General features: G+C 67.3%; 26 protein-coding genes. 6 read left to right on the top strand and 20 right to left on the bottom strand.

All coding sequences use genetic code 11. From position 1 onward, the window contains the following. Nucleotides 1-263: 263 nt before the first annotated feature. Nucleotides 264-1,646, bottom strand: a complete 1,383-nt coding sequence (gene argH / locus EDC22_RS17330) for an argininosuccinate lyase (protein WP_132807946.1) — start codon at nucleotides 1,644-1,646, stop codon at nucleotides 264-266. Between the two features lie 38 nt (nucleotides 1,647-1,684). Here argH and tlpA point away from each other — a divergent pair, with 38 nt between their 5' ends. After that, complete coding sequence (tlpA, locus tag EDC22_RS17325) at nucleotides 1,685-2,341, top strand: thiol:disulfide interchange protein TlpA (protein ID WP_132807944.1); 657 nt, start codon at nucleotides 1,685-1,687, stop codon at nucleotides 2,339-2,341. A 14-nt stretch (nucleotides 2,342-2,355) separates the two neighbouring features. On the opposite strand, the gene EDC22_RS17320 is transcribed toward tlpA, so the two are convergent. The 10 genes from EDC22_RS17320 to EDC22_RS17275 form a co-directional block, all read right to left on the bottom strand. Next, a complete protein-coding gene (locus tag EDC22_RS17320; RefSeq protein WP_132807942.1) occupies nucleotides 2,356-2,655 on the bottom strand; it encodes a hypothetical protein in 300 nt (99 codons plus the stop codon). A gap of 54 nt (nucleotides 2,656-2,709) precedes the next feature. Further along, nucleotides 2,710-2,913, bottom strand: a complete 204-nt coding sequence (locus EDC22_RS17315; protein WP_132807941.1) for a hypothetical protein — start codon at nucleotides 2,911-2,913, stop codon at nucleotides 2,710-2,712. 109 nt (nucleotides 2,914-3,022) lie between these two features. Further along, the gene (locus EDC22_RS17310; protein WP_245499827.1) at nucleotides 3,023-3,859 is read right to left on the bottom strand and encodes a 3-hydroxybutyryl-CoA dehydrogenase; all 837 of its coding nucleotides are present in this window, start codon (nucleotides 3,857-3,859) and stop codon (nucleotides 3,023-3,025) included. Between the two features lie 136 nt (nucleotides 3,860-3,995). Then, entirely contained in the window at nucleotides 3,996-4,940 is a 945-nt protein-coding gene (locus EDC22_RS17305; protein ID WP_132807939.1) for an electron transfer flavoprotein subunit alpha/FixB family protein, read from the bottom strand. Next, nucleotides 4,940-5,689 (bottom strand): electron transfer flavoprotein subunit beta/FixA family protein, encoded by a 750-nt coding sequence (locus EDC22_RS17300; protein WP_132807937.1) that lies wholly within the window; start codon nucleotides 5,687-5,689, stop codon nucleotides 4,940-4,942. Before EDC22_RS17300 ends, EDC22_RS17305 begins: the two co-directional genes overlap by 1 nt. Before the next feature lie 145 nt (nucleotides 5,690-5,834). Continuing rightward, nucleotides 5,835-6,569, bottom strand: a complete 735-nt coding sequence (locus tag EDC22_RS17295; protein ID WP_132807935.1) for a rhomboid family intramembrane serine protease — start codon at nucleotides 6,567-6,569, stop codon at nucleotides 5,835-5,837. A gap of 289 nt (nucleotides 6,570-6,858) precedes the next feature. After that, nucleotides 6,859-7,446 (bottom strand): cob(I)yrinic acid a,c-diamide adenosyltransferase, encoded by a 588-nt coding sequence (locus tag EDC22_RS17290; protein ID WP_132807933.1) that lies wholly within the window; start codon nucleotides 7,444-7,446, stop codon nucleotides 6,859-6,861. Nucleotides 7,447-7,485: 39 nt separating this feature from the next. After that, entirely contained in the window at nucleotides 7,486-7,680 is a 195-nt protein-coding gene (locus tag EDC22_RS17285) for a twin transmembrane helix small protein (protein ID WP_132807932.1), read from the bottom strand. A 77-nt stretch (nucleotides 7,681-7,757) separates the two neighbouring features. Further along, nucleotides 7,758-8,600: an SDR family oxidoreductase gene (locus EDC22_RS17280; RefSeq protein WP_132807930.1), complete on the bottom strand. Its 843-nt coding sequence runs from the start codon at nucleotides 8,598-8,600 to the stop codon at nucleotides 7,758-7,760. Nucleotides 8,601-8,764: 164 nt separating this feature from the next. Then, nucleotides 8,765-9,751, bottom strand: a complete 987-nt coding sequence (locus EDC22_RS17275) for a hypothetical protein (RefSeq protein ID WP_132807928.1) — start codon at nucleotides 9,749-9,751, stop codon at nucleotides 8,765-8,767. Nucleotides 9,752-10,198: 447 nt separating this feature from the next. Between EDC22_RS17275 and EDC22_RS17270 the strand changes: the two genes are divergently transcribed. From EDC22_RS17270 to EDC22_RS18315, 5 genes are read left to right on the top strand one after another with little or no spacing between them, the layout of a single operon-like run. Continuing rightward, nucleotides 10,199-10,861, top strand: coding sequence for a TetR/AcrR family transcriptional regulator (locus EDC22_RS17270; RefSeq protein ID WP_132807926.1), 663 nt, complete (start codon nucleotides 10,199-10,201; stop codon nucleotides 10,859-10,861). Continuing rightward, nucleotides 10,858-11,283: a VOC family protein gene (locus tag EDC22_RS17265; protein WP_132807925.1), complete on the top strand. Its 426-nt coding sequence runs from the start codon at nucleotides 10,858-10,860 to the stop codon at nucleotides 11,281-11,283. Before EDC22_RS17270 ends, EDC22_RS17265 begins: the two co-directional genes overlap by 4 nt. An 11-nt stretch (nucleotides 11,284-11,294) precedes the next feature. Further along, nucleotides 11,295-11,741 (top strand): SRPBCC family protein, encoded by a 447-nt coding sequence (locus EDC22_RS17260; RefSeq protein WP_132807924.1) that lies wholly within the window; start codon nucleotides 11,295-11,297, stop codon nucleotides 11,739-11,741. Nucleotides 11,742-11,744: 3 nt separating this feature from the next. Beyond that, on the top strand, nucleotides 11,745-12,143 hold the full coding sequence (locus EDC22_RS17255) for a YybH family protein (RefSeq protein ID WP_132807923.1): 399 nt from the start codon (nucleotides 11,745-11,747) through the stop codon (nucleotides 12,141-12,143). Next, nucleotides 12,112-12,804 (top strand): VOC family protein, encoded by a 693-nt coding sequence (locus EDC22_RS18315; protein WP_132807922.1) that lies wholly within the window; start codon nucleotides 12,112-12,114, stop codon nucleotides 12,802-12,804. Before EDC22_RS17255 ends, EDC22_RS18315 begins: the two co-directional genes overlap by 32 nt. Here the strand turns inward: EDC22_RS18315 and EDC22_RS17245 are convergent. From EDC22_RS17245 to EDC22_RS17210, 9 genes are all read right to left on the bottom strand, one after another. Then, complete coding sequence (locus EDC22_RS17245) at nucleotides 12,756-14,264, bottom strand: aldehyde dehydrogenase family protein (protein WP_132807921.1); 1,509 nt, start codon at nucleotides 14,262-14,264, stop codon at nucleotides 12,756-12,758. The genes EDC22_RS18315 and EDC22_RS17245 overlap by 49 nt on opposite strands. Before the next feature lie 5 nt (nucleotides 14,265-14,269). Further along, the gene (locus tag EDC22_RS17240) at nucleotides 14,270-14,617 is read right to left on the bottom strand and encodes a cupin domain-containing protein (RefSeq protein ID WP_132807920.1); all 348 of its coding nucleotides are present in this window, start codon (nucleotides 14,615-14,617) and stop codon (nucleotides 14,270-14,272) included. After that, nucleotides 14,614-14,778, bottom strand: a complete 165-nt coding sequence (locus EDC22_RS17980) for a hypothetical protein (protein ID WP_165926964.1) — start codon at nucleotides 14,776-14,778, stop codon at nucleotides 14,614-14,616. Before EDC22_RS17980 ends, EDC22_RS17240 begins: the two co-directional genes overlap by 4 nt. Continuing rightward, nucleotides 14,775-15,140, bottom strand: a complete 366-nt coding sequence (locus tag EDC22_RS17235) for a cupin domain-containing protein (RefSeq protein ID WP_132807919.1) — start codon at nucleotides 15,138-15,140, stop codon at nucleotides 14,775-14,777. The genes EDC22_RS17980 and EDC22_RS17235 overlap by 4 nt, the downstream gene beginning before the upstream one ends. Beyond that, nucleotides 15,137-16,414, bottom strand: coding sequence for a glycosyltransferase (locus EDC22_RS17230; RefSeq protein ID WP_132807918.1), 1,278 nt, complete (start codon nucleotides 16,412-16,414; stop codon nucleotides 15,137-15,139). Before EDC22_RS17230 ends, EDC22_RS17235 begins: the two co-directional genes overlap by 4 nt. 13 nt (nucleotides 16,415-16,427) lie before the next feature. Next, on the bottom strand, nucleotides 16,428-17,411 hold the full coding sequence (locus EDC22_RS17225) for an ABC transporter ATP-binding protein (RefSeq protein ID WP_132807917.1): 984 nt from the start codon (nucleotides 17,409-17,411) through the stop codon (nucleotides 16,428-16,430). Further along, the gene (locus EDC22_RS17220; RefSeq protein ID WP_132807916.1) at nucleotides 17,408-18,202 is read right to left on the bottom strand and encodes an ABC transporter permease; all 795 of its coding nucleotides are present in this window, start codon (nucleotides 18,200-18,202) and stop codon (nucleotides 17,408-17,410) included. The genes EDC22_RS17225 and EDC22_RS17220 overlap by 4 nt, the downstream gene beginning before the upstream one ends. Continuing rightward, a complete protein-coding gene (locus EDC22_RS17215) occupies nucleotides 18,195-19,028 on the bottom strand; it encodes an ABC transporter permease (RefSeq protein ID WP_132807960.1) in 834 nt (277 codons plus the stop codon). Before EDC22_RS17215 ends, EDC22_RS17220 begins: the two co-directional genes overlap by 8 nt. An 86-nt stretch (nucleotides 19,029-19,114) precedes the next feature. Further along, on the bottom strand, nucleotides 19,115-20,164 hold the full coding sequence (locus EDC22_RS17210) for a polyamine ABC transporter substrate-binding protein (protein WP_132807915.1): 1,050 nt from the start codon (nucleotides 20,162-20,164) through the stop codon (nucleotides 19,115-19,117). Between the last annotated feature and the right edge of the window lie 271 nt (nucleotides 20,165-20,435).

The raw sequence follows: 20,435 nt of genomic DNA, 5'->3' as shown, positions 1-20,435 counted from the left end.
ATGGTCGCCGGTGGGAAAGTCATCGCGTTGCTAGCGCCACGGCGGCCGAATGTCGAGAGTTGCCATGGCTGCGCATCACGACAGGGAAGATCGCGACATCCTCATCCGGCCGAAGGCTGGCCGCAGAGCCGGGATCGGACCCTGCAACGATCTTGCATCGTGTCTTCCCGATCCCGGATCGGCGCAAGCCGGTCCTCCGTCAGGACATGCAACGATACGGAAAGTCTGGGAGGGTCATCGAGTCCGCGCGACGCCCCTGCGATCTAACCGCGCAACCGCTGCAGCCAGGCCTCGGCCTGAGCCCTCACATTCTCAGGCGCGGTGCCGCCGAAGCTGGTCCGACTCTTCACCGAGTTCTCGACGCCGAGGACGCCGAACACATCCGCGGTAATGCGCGGCTCGATGGCGCGGAGTTCGTCAAGCGTCAGCTCATCGAGCTCGCGGCCGGTTTCCGACGCCAGCGCGACGATGCGCCCGGTGATGTGGTGCGCCTCGCGGAACGGCAGGCCGAGCGCGCGTACCAGCCAGTCGGCAATGTCTGTGGCGGTCGAATAGCCTGCGCCCGCAGCGCAGCGCATCCGTTCGCGCACCGGTTCCATGTCGCGCACCATCCCCGTCATCGCCGCGACCATCAGTTCGGCGGCGTCAAGGGCATCGAAGAATGGTTCCTTGTCCTCCTGCATGTCCTTGGAATAGGCGAGCGGCAGCCCCTTCATCACGGTCAGCAGGCCGATCAGCGCGCCGAAGATGCGGCCGGGCTTGGCGCGCACCAGTTCGGCGGCGTCGGGATTGCGCTTCTGCGGCATGATGGACGAGCCGGTGGTCCAGGCATCCGACAGCTTGACGAAGCCGAACTGGGCCGATGACCAGATGATGACCTCCTCGGCAAAGCGCGACAGATGCACCGCCATGATCGACAGGGCGGCAAGCGCCTCCAGCACGAAGTCACGGTCGGAGACGGCGTCCAGCGAATTGGCCATCGGCCGGTCGAAGCCGAGCGCGGCCGCCGTCGCGAACCGGTCGATCGGAAACGAGGTTCCTGCGAGCGCCGCAGCGCCGAGCGGACATTCGTTCAGGCGCCGGCGCGCATCCGCCATGCGGCCGCGGTCGCGGGCCAGCATCTCCACATAGGCGAGCAGATGGTGGCCGAAGGTGACGGGTTGGGCGGCCTGGAGATGGGTGAATCCCGGCATCACCGCGTCGAAATGCTGCAGGGCCTTGGACGCAAGTGCCTCTTGCAGGGTGGCGAGCGCGACATCAAGTCGGTCGAGGGCGTCCCGGACGTAAAGCCGAAAGTCCGTCGCCACCTGGTCGTTGCGCGAGCGGGCGGTGTGCAGCCGGCCGGCGGCGGGACCGATCAGCTCGGCGAGGCGGGACTCCACGTTCATGTGGATGTCCTCCAGCGCCTTCGAGAATGTGAATGCTCCCGACTCGATCTCGGCGGCAATCGCGTCTAGACCATCGGCGATCGCGGCCGCGTCCTCGGCCGAGAGGATGCCGACCTCGGCAAGCATCGCCGCATGCGCCTTGGAGCCGGCGATGTCCTGGGTGTGCAGCCGCCGGTCGAAATCGATCGAGGCGTTGATCGCCTCCATGATCGCGTCGGGACCGGAGGCGAAGCGGCCGCCCCACATCTTGTTGCTCATGCTCGCGCTCCCATGGGGCCGGGCGAAGGAAGACCGGAATGGACGAAGGAACCCCGACGACAACCAGCCGCAGGCGGCGGATCCTGATCCCCACCGCCATCGCCGCGGCGGTCATTGCCGCCGCAGCGGTATACGGGATCGCTGGCCGCGATGGCAACGCCGTGGCGGCGACCTGCACGGCGTCGCAGGCGATCGCAGCTGCCGCCGGCCCGCTGGCGACCGGCGACGTGGCGGCGCTGATGGTCTCCGAGAAGCCAGAGCCCGCGCCGGCTCTGACCTTCACCGACGCCGACGGAAAACGCCGCTCGCTCTCCGAATGGGCTGGCAGGACTGTGCTCGTCAATCTCTGGGCGACCTGGTGCGCGCCCTGCCGCCACGAGATGCCGGCGCTCGACCGGCTGCAGGCCGATCTCGGTGGCGAGGCGTTCGAGGTCGTTGCCATCAACATCGACACCGGCGGTGCCGAGAAGCCGATGAAGTTCCTCAAGGAGGTCGGCGTCACCCATCTCGGCTTCTATGCCGACCATTCGACCGCCGTCTTCCGCGACCTGAAGAAGGCCGGCAAGGCGTTCGGCCTGCCGACGACGCTCCTTGTCGATGCCGAGGGGTGTCTGATCGGCCACATGGCGGGTCCGGCCGAATGGGATTCGGCAGATGCAAAGGCACTGATCGGGGTCGTGACGGGATCCCCCTGACAAGCCGGTCGGGCTCAGGCCTGGGTGCTGGTCGTCGTCTTCGACGCAGCTGACTGTGACAGCGACTCGTAGCGCTTGACCAGCTGCTGATAGCGTGCCTGCGTGTCGGAACTGATCCGCTTCAATGCTGTCTGCATCGTCAGCATCGTCGATTCCTGCGCCGCCGAGACGTTCGTCTGGAACACGGACTGGCTCAGATTCCGGACAGCGTCCATGTTGGTTTCCACGGCCCGACGGTTGAGCTGCTGGCGATAGCCGCGGCTGCGTGCCACACGCTGCTGGTCGGCCAGGTACAACTTGCCGCCGATCTTCATGGACCTGCACCTCCGGCGCAGACCGTGCCGGAGGGTTCGTGAAGGTCGGGTTAACTACACGGAGATGTCGAGGATCTGGCCGGCGCCGCGGACGATGTCGGTCGCTGCCTGCTCGAGCTCGGCGACACTGTCCGACACGGTCTCCAGCAGGCGCTGTGCGGCCGCCATGTTCATGTCCTTCATCTTCGCGGCCACCGCCATCGCCGCATCGGCGCGGTGACGGGCGATGATGGCCGATACGGCGATCGCGGGATCCATGCGGTGGCCCTCCACGGCCTCTCGACCGCACGCTAGGCGGCACAGCTTAACCCGAGGTGTAGCGGTGTGGTTAATCGGCGCCGCGCCCGCAGGCGACGGGCGACGGTCATCAGCGGGTGGGAACCGGCTTCTCGCCCCGATAGTCGTAGAAGCCGCGCTGGGTCTTGCGGCCGAGCCAACCCGCCTCGACGTACTTCACCAGCAGCGGACACGGACGATACTTGGAATCGGCAAGGCCTTCGTAGAGGACCTGCATGATCGACAGGCAGGTATCGAGGCCGATGAAGTCGGCAAGCTCCAGCGGTCCCATCGGATGCCGCGCGCCGAGCCGCATCGCCGTGTCGATCGCCTCGACCGATCCGACCCCCTCGTAGAGGGTGTAGATCGCCTCGTTGATCATCGGCAGCAGGATGCGGTTGACCATGAAGGCCGGAAAATCCTCGGACACCGCGATGGTCTTGCCGAGCCGTTCGACGAAGGCGCGGGCAGTCTCGAACGTCGAGTCCTCGGTGGCGATGCCGCGGACCAGTTCGACCAGCTCCATCACCGGCACCGGATTCATGAAGTGGATGCCGATGAACCGTTCCGGCCGGTCGGTCGCCGCCGCAAGACGCGTGATCGAGATGGAGGACGTGTTGGTGGCGAGGATCGCCTCGGGCTTGAGCAGCGGGCAGAGCTCGCGGAGGATCTTGCGTTTGACTTCCTCGTTCTCCACCGCCGACTCGATCACGAGATCAGCATCGCCGAGATCGGCCAGGGTCGGTGCCACCGTGATCAGCGACAGGGCCTTCTGCCGCGTCTCCTCGGTGATGCGTCCGGAGGCGACCTGCCGGGCCAGGTTGCCGTTGATCGTGGCCAGCCCCGACTCGATGCGCTCGCGACTGATATCGTTGAGCTTGACCTCGAAGCCGGCCGCCGCGCAGACATGCGCGATGCCATTGCCCATCTGGCCGGCGCCGATCACGCCGACCTTGCGGATGGTGCCCACGCCGGTGTCGTCGGTCACGCTTGGGTCTCTCCTGATACTGCCTGCCACGGGCTAGCACGGCGGCACGCCGCCGTGAAGCCGAATCGGCACCGCCTCACTTCCCGGCCTTCGCCAGTTCCTGTTCCAGTTCCGGGAGCACCTGGAACAGGTCGCCGACGAGGCCATAGTCGGCGACCTGAAAGATCGGTGCCTCCTCGTCCTTGTTGATGGCGACGATGACTTTCGAATCCTTCATGCCGGCCAGGTGCTGGATCGCACCCGAGATTCCGACGGCGATGTAGAGATCCGGAGCGACCACCTTGCCGGTCTGGCCGACCTGGTAATCGTTCGACATGTAGCCGGCATCGACCGCCGCGCGGCTGGCGCCGATCGCCGCCCCCAGCCGGTCGGCGACCGGCATCAGATACTTCTCGAAGTTCTCGTGGCTGCCCATGCCGCGGCCGCCCGAGACCACTACCCGGGCGGATGTCAGTTCAGGACGGTCCGACTTGGTCAACTCCTCGCCCAGGAACTCCGAGACGGCGGGAAGCTCGGGCACGCTTACCGTCTCAACCACAGCCGAGCCGCCGGAGCCCACCGCCGGGAACGCCGTCGCCCGAACGGTGACGACCTTCTTCGGATCGGTCGATTTCACGGTCTGGATCGCGTTGCCCGCATAGATCGGCCGCTCGAAGGTGTCGGGCGCCACGACCGCGGTGATCTCTGAGACCTGCATCACATCCAGCAGCGCAGCGACGCGCGGCATGAAGTTCTTTGCGCTCGTGGTCGCCGCCGCGACGATCGCGTCGTAGCCGCCGGCAAGCGAGGCAACGAGTGCCGCCATCGGCTCGGCGAGCTTGTGCTCGAGACCGTCGGCCTCCGCCAGCAGGACCTTGCGGACACCGTCGAGCCTGGCTGCGGCCTCTGCGACGCTGGCACAGCCCTTGCCCGCGACCAGAACGTCGATCTCGCCGCCGATCGCCTTGGCGGCGCTCATCGTCTTGGCGGTGAGGTCCTTCAGCTCGGAGTTGTCGTGCTCCGCGATCAGCAGAACGGCCATCAGATCACTCCCGCTTCATTCTTCAACTTGTCGACCAGCGCGGCAACGGACTCCACCTTCACGCCGGCCTTGCGGCCGGGCGGCTCGCTCGTCTTGAGAATCTGCAGGCGCGGCGCGACATCGACGCCATAGTCGCCCGGCGTCTTCTCCTCGATCGGCTTCTTCTTTGCCTTCATGATGTTCGGCAGCGAGGCGTAGCGCGGCTCGTTGAGGCGCAGATCGGTGGTGACGATCGCCGGTGCCTGCAGCCGCACCGTCTGAAGGCCGCCGTCGACTTCGCGCGTGACGGTGACCGAGCCATCGCCGATCTCGACCTTGGAGGCGAAGGTGCCCTGGGGCCAGCCGAGCAGCGCAGCCAGCATCTGGCCGGTCTGGTTGGCATCGTCGTCGATCGCCTGCTTGCCGAGGATGACCAGTCCGGGTGCTTCCGCTTCCACGATCGCCTTGAGGATCTTGGCGACGGCCAGCGGCTCCACCGGCCCGTCTGTCTTGACCAGAATGCCGCGGTCAGCACCCATCGCCAGCGCAGTGCGGATGGTTTCGGCGGCCTGGGCCGGACCAATGGAGACGGCGACGATCTCGTCGGCCTTGCCCTTCTCCTTCAGCCGGATCGCCTCTTCCACGGCGATCTCGTCGAACGGATTCATCGACATCTTCACATTGGCCAGATCGACGCCGGACCCGTCGCCCTTGACCCTGATCTTGACATTGTAGTCGACCACCCGCTTGACGGGCACCAGTACCTTCATGGAGTGCAACTCCCTCGGTGGGGAAATGAACGGATCCGGGACAAGCCGCACTGCCGCCGATGCCGGCTGCGGCCTTGCCGGCCCCGCCTGGGCGGCGCGGCGCTGACCCGGGCGGGGCGGACCGTAATTGCGGGTATTCGCCAAGTCAACGCTGGCCGGAACGTCCGCCGCGCAGCTGCGACACCCGAGGCAGATCCCTGTCGAACAGCACCACCCCCGGCCGCCGCATGACGAGGACCAGCACGGCACCGGCGGCCAGCCCACCGATATGCGCCCACCAGGCCGTATTGTCCTGCTCGTCGGCGCCGAAAAGCATGCCGACCTGCAGCAGCACCCAGAAGCTCAGCACCCAGACCGCGCGCAGCCGCAACGGCACCCGCCACAGCACCAGCACCCAGACCTGCACGCGTGGATGCAGCATCAGATAGGCGGCGATGACGCCCGAAACCGCGCCGCTGGCACCGACCAGCGGCACCTCCGATGTCGGATGCACGAGGTCGTGCACCAGCGCCGCGGCCACGCCGCACAAGAGGTAGAAGACCAGAAACCGGAAATGGCCCAGCGCGTCCTCGACATTGTCGCCGAACACCCACAGGAACAGCATGTTGCCGACAAGGTGCAGGAACCCGCCATGCACGAACTGATAGGTGATCAGCGTCGCCCAGGCCGGAATGAGATCGTACTCCTCCGGCAGCGTCGCATAGTCGTTATAGACAGCCGGCACCACGCCGAAGGAATAGGCCGTCGCCTCCAGCGCATCGCCGAACACGCCGGAGACGAAGAAGACATAGACCAGCATATTGATCGCGATCAGCGTGACGGTAACGTACTGGAAGCGCAGATGCCGCAACGCATTGGCATCGCTGAGTGGAATGAACATCGGCCGCCGCCCCCTGCCGCATATCGCCTCGTCCTCGACGGGGCCGCATCCTACAGGACATTCTCCACATCGGTCCCGGAGAAATCGTCGCCGACGAACGGCAGCGGACCACTTCTTGCCGTCGCCCCCTCACAGGCGGAGCGCCCCCCATTCAAGTGGGCTGGATGGGGGTCTCTGCCGCCGCACGGCGGCCAGCAGCCTCATCGCCATGTGCACGATCATCGCCGCCCGTCCGTCCATGCGCCAGGCCGGGGATGATGGACCATCGATCGGTCCGTCTTAACGTCGCTCAGCGGTTCTGGCCGGCAACCCAGAGCACCTCGTTCGCACCCTTGCCATTGGCCCAGCGGCTCGCAACGAACAGGAAGTCCGACAGGCGGTTGATGAACCTCAAAGCTGCCTCCCCGACCCGCTCGCCCGGCTGCGCGGCCAATTCGACCATCAGCCGTTCGGCCCGGCGCGAGATCGTGCGCGCGAGATGCAGATGGGCGGACGCCGGGCTTCCGCCAGGCAGCACGAAGGAACGCAGCGTCGTCAGCTCCGAATTCAGCATGTCGATCTCGCGCTCGAGCCGTTCGACCTGTTGCGGCACGATCCTCAGCGGCTCCCAGCCGAGTTCCTCGCCGCTGTCCGGCGTGCACAAATCGGCGCCGAGATCGAACAGGTCGTTCTGGATGCGCGCGAGCATCGCGTCGAGCTCGGCGAGCGCCGGGTCGGCGCCGGTATGCAGCCGGGCCAGACCGATCGCCGCATTCGTCTCGTCGACGGTCCCGTAGGCGGAAACCCTGAGATCGTATTTCGGCCGCCGTTCGCCCGTCGACAGCCCGGTGGTGCCGTCATCGCCGGTTCTCGTGTAGATCTTGTTGAGCACGACCATCGCTTGCCGCCCCGCTGCACCCGCCGATCGCCTCGCCGCTCAGTCGTGCATCAGCCAGATGGCCACCATGATCACGCAGATCGCGAGGAACTGCAGGCCGACACGCCAGCGCATGAGCTTCTGGGACAGGTTCGGGCTGCCGCCGCGCATCATATTGAGGAGGCCGAGCAGCAACACCACAGCCACCGCGGCGAGGGCGATGCCAACGACATAGTCGGTGAAGAACGCCGTCATCTCATCTCGTTCCGGAGCCGGGATCCTCGCCCCGACCGAACACGCTCTTACCAGACATGGCGCGCGCGCGCACGCTGTCACGTCTCCCGGTCGGAGGCGCGGGCGAGGAAGCGGTGCAGCGCCGAGGTCGGCAGCGCCCGGCGCAGGAGCGCCGCGACATGGCTTGGCACCGTCACCCGGTAGCGCGGCCGCGGGCGAGGTGCCTCGAGCGCCCGGATCAGCGCGGCGGTGACGGCCTGCGGACCGAGCTTGAACGGCGACGACGATCCGCCGCGCTCCATGCGCGCGATGCGGCGATGGTATTCCTCGCGATGCACCGATCCCTCGATATCGATCGTGGCGCGCATTGCCGACAGCGCGTTGGTGTCGAACCGCGTGGCGATCGGACCGGGCTGGATCAGCACGACCTCGATGCCGGTGCCGAGAAGTTCGAGCCTGAGCGTCTCGCTCAGTCCCTCCAGCGCAAACTTGGAGGCGATGTAGGCGCCCCGGTACTTCATCGGGATGTAACCGAGCACCGAGGAACACTGGACGATGCGGCCGCCGCGCTGGCGGCGCATGACCGGGATCACGCGCCGCGTCAGCGCATGCCAGCCGAACAGGTTCGCCTCGAACTGGGCGCGCAGGCCCTCGGTCGGCAGGTCCTCGACCGCGCCCGGCAGCGCATAGGCGCCATTGTTGAAGATGGCGTCGAGCCGGCCGCCGGTCGCAGCGAGCACGTCTTCCACGGCACGCGCGATGGAAACCTCGTCGGCATAGTCGAGATGGACGGCCTCCAGCCCCTCGCCGGCCAGCCGCGCGACGTCCTGCCACTTGCGCGCAGCGGCAAACACCCGCCAGCCGCGGAGCAGAAGCGTCCGCGCCGCATCGGCTCCGATGCCGCTGGAACAGCCGGTGATCAGGATCGTACGTGGCTCCACGCCCACCTCGGACCTGTCTCAGCACGCGAACGCGCCAGGCCAGGAGATCATAGACCAAACGGATATGGCGCGACGACCGCAGATCCCGGTGCGCGGCCAGCCGGATCGCCCGCAGCTGATCGGCCTGGACCGTGACCGTCACCTGTTCGCGCGAGGGATTGCTGTCAGGCCGCGTCCGATCGTGCTGGTGCAGCCGGCCGATCGGTCGGTGACGCGGCGAAGCTGCGGGCCGCAGCACCGAGTCCGCGGAAGCGCGACGACACCTCGTCGAGATGCGCGCGCCAGTCGGCGCGGGGTGTCTGGCCCTCGATGGCGCGGAAGTAGACCTGGATCAGCGAGGCGACGGCGAAGGGCTCGAGAAGTGCCGCCTTGAGGCAGAGCGCGAAGACCATCGCCAGGACGAAGCCGAGATTGGCGACGGGTCCCGGGAACAGGTGCAGCGCGATCGCCGCTGGCACAAGGAAGACCAGGAAGGCCAGAAATGTCATGCTCCAGACCATCAGCACCAGCCAGATCGCGTTCTTGAGGATCCAGCCCGCGTTCTGGGCATAGAGAACCAGGGCGTCCTGCGCTGTCTGGAACGGATTGGTGGATCCGATGCGGATGTTGTAGGCGAGGATCACCTCGTCGACGAAGCCGAGCGCAACCTTGAGCACGGCCCGCACCAGCCGCGCGAGACCGGGCACCGGCACCACCGTCGAGGCGACATCGACGATTCCGCTGACGACCCGGATCACCCCCATCACCATCCGGTCGACGACGAACAGCACATTGGCTTCGATGAAGCGTGCCCTGACCACCCGCGCTGCGGTGGGCAGCTGGGCGAGTCCCGAGGGCAGCGGCACGCCGTCGAGCACCGCCACCAGCATGGCGATGTGCCCGGCCTTCAGCACGTACAGAAACCATTCGCGGGCCAGAAACAGGAACAGGGAAACGATGCCGAATCCGGCAGCGCCGCCAATGACTGTCGCCGCGAGGCGGAAGCCCGGCTCGCCGAGCGCGCCGAGCCCCCAGCCAACCGTCGCACCGGTGCCTGTCGCCAGCACATAGGCCATCGCCACAAGTCCGTAGACGAGCATCCGCGCGAGGACGAACGGCCAGGTGCGGACCAATGCCTTGAGCGAGGTTGCGAGGGAGAAATCCCAGAGCATCGGCGCGATCCGGCAAGGACGTTTCTGAGGGGGACGTCGCCAAGCATTGCATCCACGCAGCGGCGAGGCAACCATCGCCCGAGCGCGGCCGCGCCATCGGGCAGATCAGCGCGGGCCGGGCTGTCGGTTTGGCGGATCGGAAGAACTGGCAGGCTCGGCGGCGCCGGACCGGTACGCAGATCGTCGCGGCGATCGGCGTCGTGCCGGCGACCGTCAGCCGCATCCTGCATCGGCAGGCGTGCAACCGTACGGGCGCACTCGAGCCGACCTCGCCGCTGCGCTGCTGCGAGCGAGAACGAGGGGCGATGCAGACCGATCCTTCGCAGCAGAGGCAGCAGAGAATGCACGCCCGCAGGCGAACAACGGACAAGCGTCACGCGTCGATGTCCTTGACCATACCGATCAGTTGGTCTAGTTCTATACCAACCAATTGGTATGGACACGAGCATGGCGGCGCAAAGGGCGGCAGCAGCAGAGCAAAGACCGGCGGCAACGCCGCGGGGCGAAGGGTCGCGCCGGCGCGTTCTCGACGCCGCGCTCACCGTATTCCGCACCAAGGGCTACACCGCCACGACGATCGACGACCTGTGCGCGGCGGCAAGTGTCACCAAGGGCAGCTTCTTCCATCACTTCGACAGCAAGGAAGCCGCGGCGCTCGCGGCGATTGCCCATTGGAACGAGACGACGGGTGAGCTCTTTGCGAATGCGCCCTACCGGAAGATCGACGATCCGCGCGCGCGGCTGCTCGCCTATCTCGACTTCCGTGCGGCGCTGGTGCGCGGCGCGCTACCCGAGTTCACCTGTCTGCTCGGTACCCTGGTGCAGGAGACCTTTGCCAGCCACCCGACGCTTCAGGCGGCGTGCGGCGCGGGGATTGCGGCGCATGCGCAAACCCTCGTGCCGACCATCGAAGCGGCAAAGCAGAGGTACGCGCCGCAAGCCGGCTGGAGCGCGGAGAGCCTCGCGTTTCACATCCAGACGGTGCTGCAGGGCGGCTTCGTGCTCGCCAAGGCGATGAACGATCCGCGCATGGCGCTCGATGCGATCGAACATCTGAAACGCCATATCGCGATGCTCTTGTCCTCCCGCAAGCGAAGGAAATCGCGATGAAGATTGAGCCATACCTGCACTTCAACGGGCGAGCCGAGGAAGCCTTGGGATTTTACGAAAGAGCCCTGGGGGCCAAGGTGGACATGAAAATGCGGTTCTCGGAAAGCCCCGACCCGCATCCGGACGGGCGACTGCCGGCCGGATTCGAGAACAAGATCATGCACGCCAGTTTGCTCATCGGTGAGGCGCGCGTGATGCTGTCCGATGGCGGTGCGATGACCGGGCAGTCTCTGGGCGGTTTTTCGCTCTCCCTGCAATACGACAGCGAGAGCGACGCCCGTCACGCTTTCGATGCGCTGGCCGACGGCGGCCGCATCACCATGCCGATCGGCCCGACATTCTGGTCACCCTGTTTCGGCATGGTCACCGACCGGTTCGGCGTGCCCTGGATGGTCACGGTGGATTCCACACGACCGGCTTGAACGGAGCGGCCATGCCCTACACACTGACCCAAATCCGCGTTTTCCGCGCGCCGCCCGAGCGCCTCTGGCGCGCGCTGACAACGCCTGCGGCGATCGCCAAATGGAACCCGCCCGACGGCTTCGTGGCCGAGGTGCACGAGCTGGACCTGCGCGAGGGCGGGCATTACCGCATGAGCTTCATCAATCTCGGCACCGGGCACAGGCACGGCTTCGGCGGCAGCTACCGCGAGGTGAAACCGAACGAGAAGCTCGTCGCCACCGACCGCTTCGACGACGAGGGCCTGCCCGGCGAGATGCTGATGACCTACACCCTGCGCCCCGTCTCCGTCGGCACGGAGCTCACGGTGGAGCAGGCGGGGCTGCCCGACGCCATACCGCCCGAGGCCTGTCGCCTGGGCTGGCAGCAGTCCTTCGAGCTCCTGACGCGGCTCGTAGAGCCGGAGATCCCCGCGGGGTGAGCCGTGGATGCGGCTGCCGAAGTCACCTCTCTCATCCGCTGCTGGGAGCGCGCCATCCAGGCGGGCGACATGGAGGGGATTATCGCTGATCATGGCGAGGACATCGTCATGTTCGACGTGCCGGAGCCCTTGCAGTCGCTGGGCCTCGAGGCCTACCGCAAGACGTGGGACCTGTTCTACGCCTATGGACGACCGGCGCCCGATCTCTTCGTCATCGAGGATTTGCGGGTGACGGCGGGCGAGCGCGTGGCCTTCGCGAGCGGCCTGTTGCGCATCGGCGGCTCGGCGGCGCCCGTCTGCCGCCTGACGCTCGGCCTCGAGAAGCGGGAAGGGCGCTGGCGCATCGTGCACGAGCACCACTCGGCGCCCCATGCGCGGTCGCAGCCGGAGAAGCGCACATGACGTCACGCCTGCCGTGCGTTGCTTTCGCGAATGCCGAACGGACCGAAGCCGCTTCCATATCGACCTCTTCCGCGCGGTCTTCGGCACGGCGGAGGAGGTCGGCCGCACCGTCTTCTCGGAGGCCGAGATCGAGACGCTGAAACGCCTGCACGGCCCGCCGCAGGAACACTTACCCGGCCCGGCAGAAACCGTGACGACCATCCGTTTTCATCTGAACGGCTCGGAACTGCTCGCCCTCAACGGCGGTGCCTACTTCGGCCAGTTCCACGAGACCTTCTCGCTCTACGTTCAGTGCCAGACACAAGCGCAGATCGACCGCCTGCATGCCCCACTGTCCGATGGTGGGCAGCGCCAAGACCCGATCGATCACCACCTGTTCGGGCGGCTTGATGCGCGATGTCCGGGTCTTGCCGCGCAGCAGGCCCTCGCCCCCCTTCCTCGGCGAAGCGTTCCTGCCAGCGCCAGACGCAGGCATCGGTCGTGTCGCCCTGCCGACGCGCACCCGTCAGGAGGCAGGCTGCAGGTCGGCGCCCGAACCCACCCGCCGCTGCCTTGCCGCCCCGGCCGGCGGCCGCGACGACCGCCCGGGAGGGGCTGGCGCGCAGCCGCCCGTCAGGTGGTCTTGCGCCCGCCGCCGTCGAGGAACCAGTCGTCGGGATAGGGATACCACCAGTCCTGCAACGCGGGCCTGTGGTCGATGACGACCATCTTCGACCGCCGGAACGCATCGAGTCCCTGCCGCCCCAGTTCCCGGCCGAGGCCCGAGGCCTTCCAGCCGCCGAAAGGTAATGCTTCGTTGTCGATCAGCGGGTTATTGACCCAGACCATGCCTGCCTCCAGCCGATCCGCCGCCTCCATCGCCTCGTCGAGCCGGGTGGTGAAGACCGAGGCGCCGAGGCCGAAGGGCGAGGCGTTGGCCCGCTCGATCGCCTCCTCGAGGCTGGCCACGCGGACGATGGCCGCGACGGGGCCGAAGCACTCCTCGGAGAACAGCGCCATGTCCTCCCGGCAGCCGGTCAGGATAGTCGGCTCGTAGAACCAGCCCTTGGGCTGGTCCGGGGGGATTCGCCCCCCGGTCTCCACCCTTGCGCCCTTGGCAACGGCATCGTCCACGAGACGCATCACCCGGGCGCGCGCCGCCTCGCTGACCAGGGGGCCGATCTCGCTCCGTGCCAGCCCGTTGCCGATCCGCAGGCGCAGCGTCTGGTGCACGAACTCTGCGACGAAGGCGTCGTGGATACCGTCGAAGACGTAGAGCCGTTCGGCCGAAGTGCAGACCTGGCCGGACATGTGGAAGGCCGCCGTCACCGCCCCTGCCGCGGCGATCTCCAGGGGTGCGCTGTCGCAGACGATCATCGGGTCCGAGCCGCCGGCCTCGATCACCGCGGGCTTCATCGCCCGCCCCGCCGCGGCCCCCACCGCGCGGCCCGCCGCCACCGAGCCCGTGAAGGCCACGGCATGGGTCTGCGGCGAGGTGATCAGCGCCTCGGCCAGCGCCGCGCCGCCGGGCAGGCAGGAAACGAGCCCCTCCGGGAGACCGCAGAAATGCTTCATGAAGTCCAGCGTACAGAGCGTCGTGGCCGGGGCTGGCTTGATGACGCAGGCGTTTCCCGCCGCCAGCGAGGCCGCCACGCTCCAGCACAGCAAGAGGACAGGGAAGTTGAACGGCATGATGTGCACCGACACGCCGCAGGGCTCGTAGCGCACGTGCTGGAAGGAGCCCACCTGCGTGGTGCCGGCGACCTTGCCGGCCTCGTCCCGCGCCATCTCGGCATAGTAGCGGAACACCTGCGCGCAGTTGGCGATCTCGCCGATGGCCTCGGGATAGGGCTTGCCCATCTCACGGCTCATCAGGATGGCGCCCGGCCGATGGTCGGCCGTCTCGATTCGATGGGCGAGATCGTGGAGCAGCTTCGCGCGCGACTTGGCGTCGCGCCGCTTCCAGGCCGCCTGCGCCCGGTTGGCAGCGTCGAGCACGCGCTGCATCTCCTCCGGCGTGGCCTCGGCGGTGCGGCCGACCTCCTCCCATGTGGCGGGGTCGAGCGAGGGACGCCCCGGCCCCGCCATCGGCAGCCAGTCGGGGCAGAGGTAGAAGACCGGGCGGGCGGGGTCGAAGGCCATGGCGGTCAGCGGATCATGTACACCTTGCGGACCGTCTCGTGGACGGTGCAGACGCCCTTCCAGCCCTGCGGGAAGAAGGCGACGGTATCGGGCATGATCTCGATGATCTCGCCGCTCTCGTGGACATAGGTGCAGCGGCCATCGAGGAAGTGGCAGAACTCGTCGCGGGTGACGTGGCAGGCCCACTTGCCCGGCGTGCAGACCCAGAGCCCGCATTCGCTCTCGCCGTTCGGGCCTCTATGGATCACACGTCCGGAGGTGTGCGAGGCGCCTTCCAGCATGGTCGGAATCACGCCCCAGTCCACGAGGTCGGTCTGTTCGAGCGGTCTGCGCATCAGCGGCGTTGCGGTCATGTCGGCTCCTGTCGGCTCATGCAGGCCTCGGTCGCGGTTTCGGTAACGATGCAGGTGCCGCTCCATCCGGCGCCGGAGAACTTGGCGGAACCGGGGGCGATAACGACTTCCTCTCCCTCCGGTGCGACCACGGTGGGGTCGGACCGGTGCGGCGGGTTCATGGCGCGGGCTCCCTGTCGGTCAGGTAGTAGGTGTTACGCAAGGTCTCGTGCACCTCGCAGGTTCCCGTCCAGCCGGCGGGGAAGCACACGACCGTGCCGGGCGTGATCTCGATCACCTCGCCGCCGTCGTGCCTGTAGGTCGCCCGACCGGCAACGAAGTGGCAGAATTCGTCCCGCGGAATGGTCAGGCGCCAACAGCCCGGGGTGCAGACCCAGATGCCGACCTCTGGCCGGTTGTCCGGCCCCTTGTGCACGAGCCGGCCGGTCGAGTGCGAGGCGCCCGAGATCGCGTCGGGCTGGGGGCCCCAGTCCAGCAGATCCTGGCGGGTGGAAGCGTCGTGCAGATGCGGGGCGGTGCTCAAGCCAGAAGCCCCTCCAGCAGCTTGGCCGCCTTGGTCGGGCCGTTCTGCGCCTGCATGTGGCGCGAGGTGGCCGCGAGACGGGCCGCCATGGCCTTGTCGGCGAGGCAGGCCTCGAGCTTGGCCAGAAGCTCGGTCTCAGTCCAGTCGTAGCGCGGCATCTTGAAGCCGTGCCCGGTCTCCTGCACCCGGGTGGCGTTGTCGTGGCCGTCCCAGACGTAGGGCATGATGATCGCGGGCTTGCCGAAATAGAGGCACTCGGTGAAGGAGTTGTTGCCGCCGTGGTGGATCACCGCATCGACCTGCGGGATGACCGAGGGCTGCGGGAACCAGTTCGACACGTGCACATTGTCCGGCAGGTCGGAATAGGCGGAGGCATAGTCGCCGATGTTGACGAGGGCGCGGAAGCGGGACTTGCCGATCGCGGCGATGATCCGCTTCAGAAGCTCTGTGTCCCCCGCGCCCAGGGAGCCAAAGGAGACATAGATCAGAGGCCCGTCGTTGTTGCGGGCGAAGGTCGGCACCTCGTAGGGCGCCTCCTTCCGCACGCAGCCCTCTAGATATTGGAACCGCGCCGGGTCGAGCGGGTGGCGGCGGGTGAACTTCACCGGCTCGGGGTAGAGCAGCAGATTGAGGTAGGGCGAGGTCTCGAAGAACTGGCCCAGGGGATACGGCGCCTCGCCGTTCTGCTCGAGGAAGGCGTTGAAATCGTCGTGGATCGGCTTGATGACCTCGTTGAAGCGTTCGCGAAAGGCTCGGTGACAGGCGTAGTCCTTCTCGCCGCAGCCCGAAAGGTGGGGCGGGATGTCCTCGTCCTCGATCTCGTTCTCAGAACACGAGATGATGCGCACCCAGGGTACGCCATACTGCTTGATCGCCGGGAAGAGGATGACGTTGTCCACCGCGATGACATCCGGCTTCACGCGCGACAGGACGCCCGGCAGATCCTTCTGCGCCCACTTGGCGCTTTCGACGATCGCCGTCCAGCAGTCCTTCACGTAGGTGTCGATCTGCTCGTAGGGCGACTTGCGGAAGTTCGGGATGTGGCCATTGATGAAGTCCTCCCAGAACTTCGCCATCTGCTCGGGCGGCATCGGTTCCGACAGGGCCACCGGATGGGCCTCGAAACCGTAACCCTCGTAGACCGCCACGAAGCCCGGGTCGGACAGGAACACCGCCCTGTGGCCCAGCGCCTGGACGGCCTGGGCAATCCCGACCGAATTCAGCGCCGGGCCGTAGGCCGCTTCGGGGAAGAAGGCAAAGGTCTTCTGGGCCATGGTAGCTCCCTCTTCAGGACTCGAAGGTTCGGACATCGGCCGTGTTCCAGCCGAGCGTGACGGAATCGCCCTCCGCAACCGGGCGCCGGTCGGCGGCATCGGCCGTGACCCGCACCACCAGCGGCTGCGGCGCGAGCGGGGTTGCAACGTGCACCATCAGATCGAGGCCGTGATAGGCCCGCGCGACGACCCGGCCTGCGACCGTCCGGTCAGCCTCGGTCGGGAACAGCGCGATGCGCTCGGGCCTGATCGCCAGGGTGCGGCCGCCCTCCTCGAAGAAGTTCATCAGGCCGATGAAATCCGCGACATTGCGGTTCGACGGGGCCTCGTAGACCTCGTGCGGCGTGCCCACCTGCTCGACGCGTCCGTCCCTCAGGATGGCGATGCGGTCGGCCATGACGAGCGCTTCCTCCTGATCGTGCGTCACCACGACGAAGGTGATCCCGACCTCGTGCTGCAACCGTTTGAGTTCGAGCTGCATCGCCGCGCGAAGCTTCTTGTCCAGCGCGCCCAGGGGCTCGTCCAGAAGCAGCAGCCGCGGCCGCTTCACCAGCGCGCGGGCCAGCGCCACGCGCTGCTTCTGGCCGCCCGAAAGCTGATCGGGCCTGCGCTCGGCCAGCGCCGCAAGCTGGGTCGTCTCCAGGATCTCGTTCACCCGCGCGTCGATCTCGCGTCGCGGCAGGCGCTCCATCTCCAGCCCGTAGGCGACGTTGCCGCGCACAGTCATGTGCGGGAACAGCGCGTAGGACTGGAACATCAGGTTCACCGGTCTGCGCTCCGGCGGCAACCGGGTGATGTCGGCGCCGTCGAGCCGGATCCTCCCTTCCTGGGGCTGCTCGAAGCCGGCGAGCATCCGCAGGAGCGTCGTCTTGCCTGACCCCGAGGCGCCGAGGAGTGCGAAGAACTCGTTCTCGCGGATCTCGAGGGTCACGCGGTCAAGCGCCGTCACCGGGCCGAAACGCCGTGTCACGCCCTCGATGGCCAGAAGCACGCTCATCGCGCGACCATCCCGCGGTCGAACCGCTGCGCCAGCGTCACGGCCGCGACCGACACCAGCATGACGATCACCGCCAGGGCATTGACCTCGGGCGTCACGCCGAAGCGGATCATCGCGTAGATCTGCATCGGCAGCGTCGTGGAAGCCCGCCCGGACCCGGCGGTGAAGAAGGCGATGATGAACTCGTCGACCGAGAGCGTGAAGGCCAGGAGCGCCCCGGCCACGACCGCGGGCAGGATCAGCGGCAGCGTCACCCTGCGGAACGTGGTGGCGGCGCTGGCGCCGAGGTCGCGCGAGGCCTCCGTCACCGACCAGTCGAACCCCTTCAGCCGCGCCCGCACCACGGCCGAGACGAAGGCCAGGTTGAAGACCACGTGGCTGACGATGATCGTGTGCAGGCCCATCGGGACCCCGAGCAGCGAGAAGAACGACAGCAGCGCGATCGCCAGCACGATGTCGGGGATGATCATGGGCGCAAAGACCAGCGCCTCGATGGCCCGGCCCCGGCGCGCCCGTGTCTCGATGCCCAACGCCAGGGCCGTGCCGAGCACGGTGGCGATCGCGGTGGAGACGATGCCGACGATCAGCGTGTTCCGCGCGGCACCGAGGATCTCGGCATTGCCGAGAAGCGCCGCGTACCATTTCGTCGAGAAGCCGGTCCAGACTGTCGGCAGCCCGCCGTCGTTGAACGACAGCGCCGCCAGAACGGCGATCGGCGCGTAGAGGAAGGCGAAGACCAGCGCGAGGTGGGCGCCCAGCGCCCGGCGAACGGCGGGCGCGGGTTCAGCCATCGGTGGCCTCCCGCGCCTGTCCCGCCCCGCGCTCCGTCGCCCGCGCCTGCACGAGCAGCAGCACCAGCATGATGGCGATCAGCGCCGTTGACAGGGCCGCGCCGAAGGGCCAGTCGTTGGCGGTGAGGAACTGTGCATAGACGAGGTTGCCGATCATCTGGAACTTGCCCCCGCCCAGCAGCGCCGGGGTGACGAAGTTGCCGATCGACAGCACGAAGACGAAGACGGCCCCCGCGGCCACGCCGTGCAACGTCACGGGAAGGACCACGCGCCGGAAGGTGGTGAAGCGCCCGGCGCCCAGATCGCGCGAGGCTTCCGCAAGCTCGGGGTTCAGTCGCGACAGCGGCGCGTAGCAGGCCAGGATGACGAAGGGCAGATAGTTGTAGACCAGTCCCGTGATCACCGCCCCCTCGGTGTAGAGAAGCGACGGCGGCTCGCCCGTGTAGCCCAGCAGCCGCAGGCCCTGCGTCAGCAGCCCCTCGCGGTTGAGCAGCACGATCCAGGCATAGGTGCGGATCAGGTAGTTGGACCAGAACGGCAACACCGCCAGGAACAACAGCAGCGGCTGGCGGCGGCGCGGCGCGGCGGCGATGGCATAGGCCGCGCCGTAGCCGATCACCACCGCGATCGCCGTGGCGAGGCCGGCGACACGGGCCGAGGTGAGAAAGATGCCGGCATAGAGCGGATCGGCCAGCAGCGCGAAGTTCTCGAGAGTGAAGGTGTAGTCGATCCCGCCGTAGATCCCGCGCCGGAAGAAGGCCAGCGCGAGGACCAGCGCGCAGGGCAGGACCATCAGGGCCACCAGCCAGGCCAGCGCCGGAGCCATCAACGCGGTCGAACGGGCGGTGTGCAGGGGCATGCTGGACAGTACTGTTCGGTCGGGGCGGACCACCAGGCCCATCCCCGCCCGCGTCAGTTTGCGGCCTTGACCGCCGAGACTGCCCGCGAATAGGCGCGCGCCGCGTCGCCGACGTCGCGCAGCTGCTCGAGCTTCAGGAGCTCGGCGGGAGTCATGCCCATGTTCGGGAACTTGGCGACCAGATCAGGCGACAGACTATCCATCGCCGGCTTGTTGGGCACCTTGTAGAGGATGTTCTCAGCCGCCCAGCGGTGGTTGTCGGCATCGAGGATGTAGTTGATGAACTTGAAGGCGCCGTCCTTGTTGTTCGACGCCTTGAGCACGACCATCGTGTCCACCCACAGGTCGGACCCCTCGACCGGCACGGTGAACCTGATCGCGGGGTTCTCGGCGATGCCGTAGTTGCACCAGCCGTCCCAGGCATGCGCCAGCGTGGCCTCGCCCGAAACCAGCTTGGAATAGAAGGTCGTGTCGTCGAAGGCCAGCATGGTGGACTTGGCGGCCGTGAGGTCGGCCACGACCTCGTCGAGATGGGCCGGGTCGGTGTCATTGACCGAGTAACCGCGCGCCAAGAAGCCGGCAGCCAGCAGCCAGCGGTCGGTACCGAGCAGCGTGACCTTGCCCCTGTTGGCTTCGGACGGGGTCAGCAGGTCCTTCCAGCTCGTCGGTTCGGGCGAGACCAGGTCGGAGCGGTAGCACAGGCCCGTGGTACCCCAGGCATAGGGCACAGAGAAGGTATTGCCCGGGTCGTGCGGCAGCGCCGTCGCCTCGGGATAGAGGTTGGCGAGGTTGGGCACCTTCGCCGGGTCGATGGGCTCCAGCAGCCCCATCTTGTTCAGCACCTCGGCGAAGGGCGAGGATACGAAGACCACGTCGAAGCCCTTGCCGCCCGAGGCGATGAGCTTGCCCATGATCTCCTCGTTGGTGGCGTGCACGACCATCTCCGCGGCCTCGCCCGTCGCCGCCGTGAAGCCCGCGATCGCGTCCGGCGCCATGTAGCCGTCCCAGTTCGAGATCACGAGATCGGCCAGCGCGGGGCCGGCAAACGCAGACAAGGCGGCGCCCACCGCCAAGGCGCGGAGCGGACGAAGCGGTGCGGTCATGGTGGTCCTCCGTTGGGGCGTCCCGGTCGCTTGCTCCCTTCGACGCCCCCCTTCCGGGCCGGCGGCGGGGCCGGGTACGGTCGAAACACTATGGGACGGCGCGAAAACTCGTCAACCGTAACCTTGACACTTCCACGGCTCTGAATCCGGGTTAACGGGCTGGGGGCTGGAGTATGTGCTGAAGGTACTGGTTGTTGCGTGCAGCCCGTTTTCTGCGCAGCTTGATGGATCGCTTGTCGTGGACGCGGCGGAGCATGTTGAAGGCGAAGTG

Source organism: Tepidamorphus gemmatus, assembly GCF_004346195.1.
GTDB lineage: Bacteria > Pseudomonadota > Alphaproteobacteria > Rhizobiales > Tepidamorphaceae > Tepidamorphus > Tepidamorphus gemmatus.
Note: the sequence above shows the minus strand (reverse complement) of the source record. Positions and strands in the feature narration are given on the sequence as shown.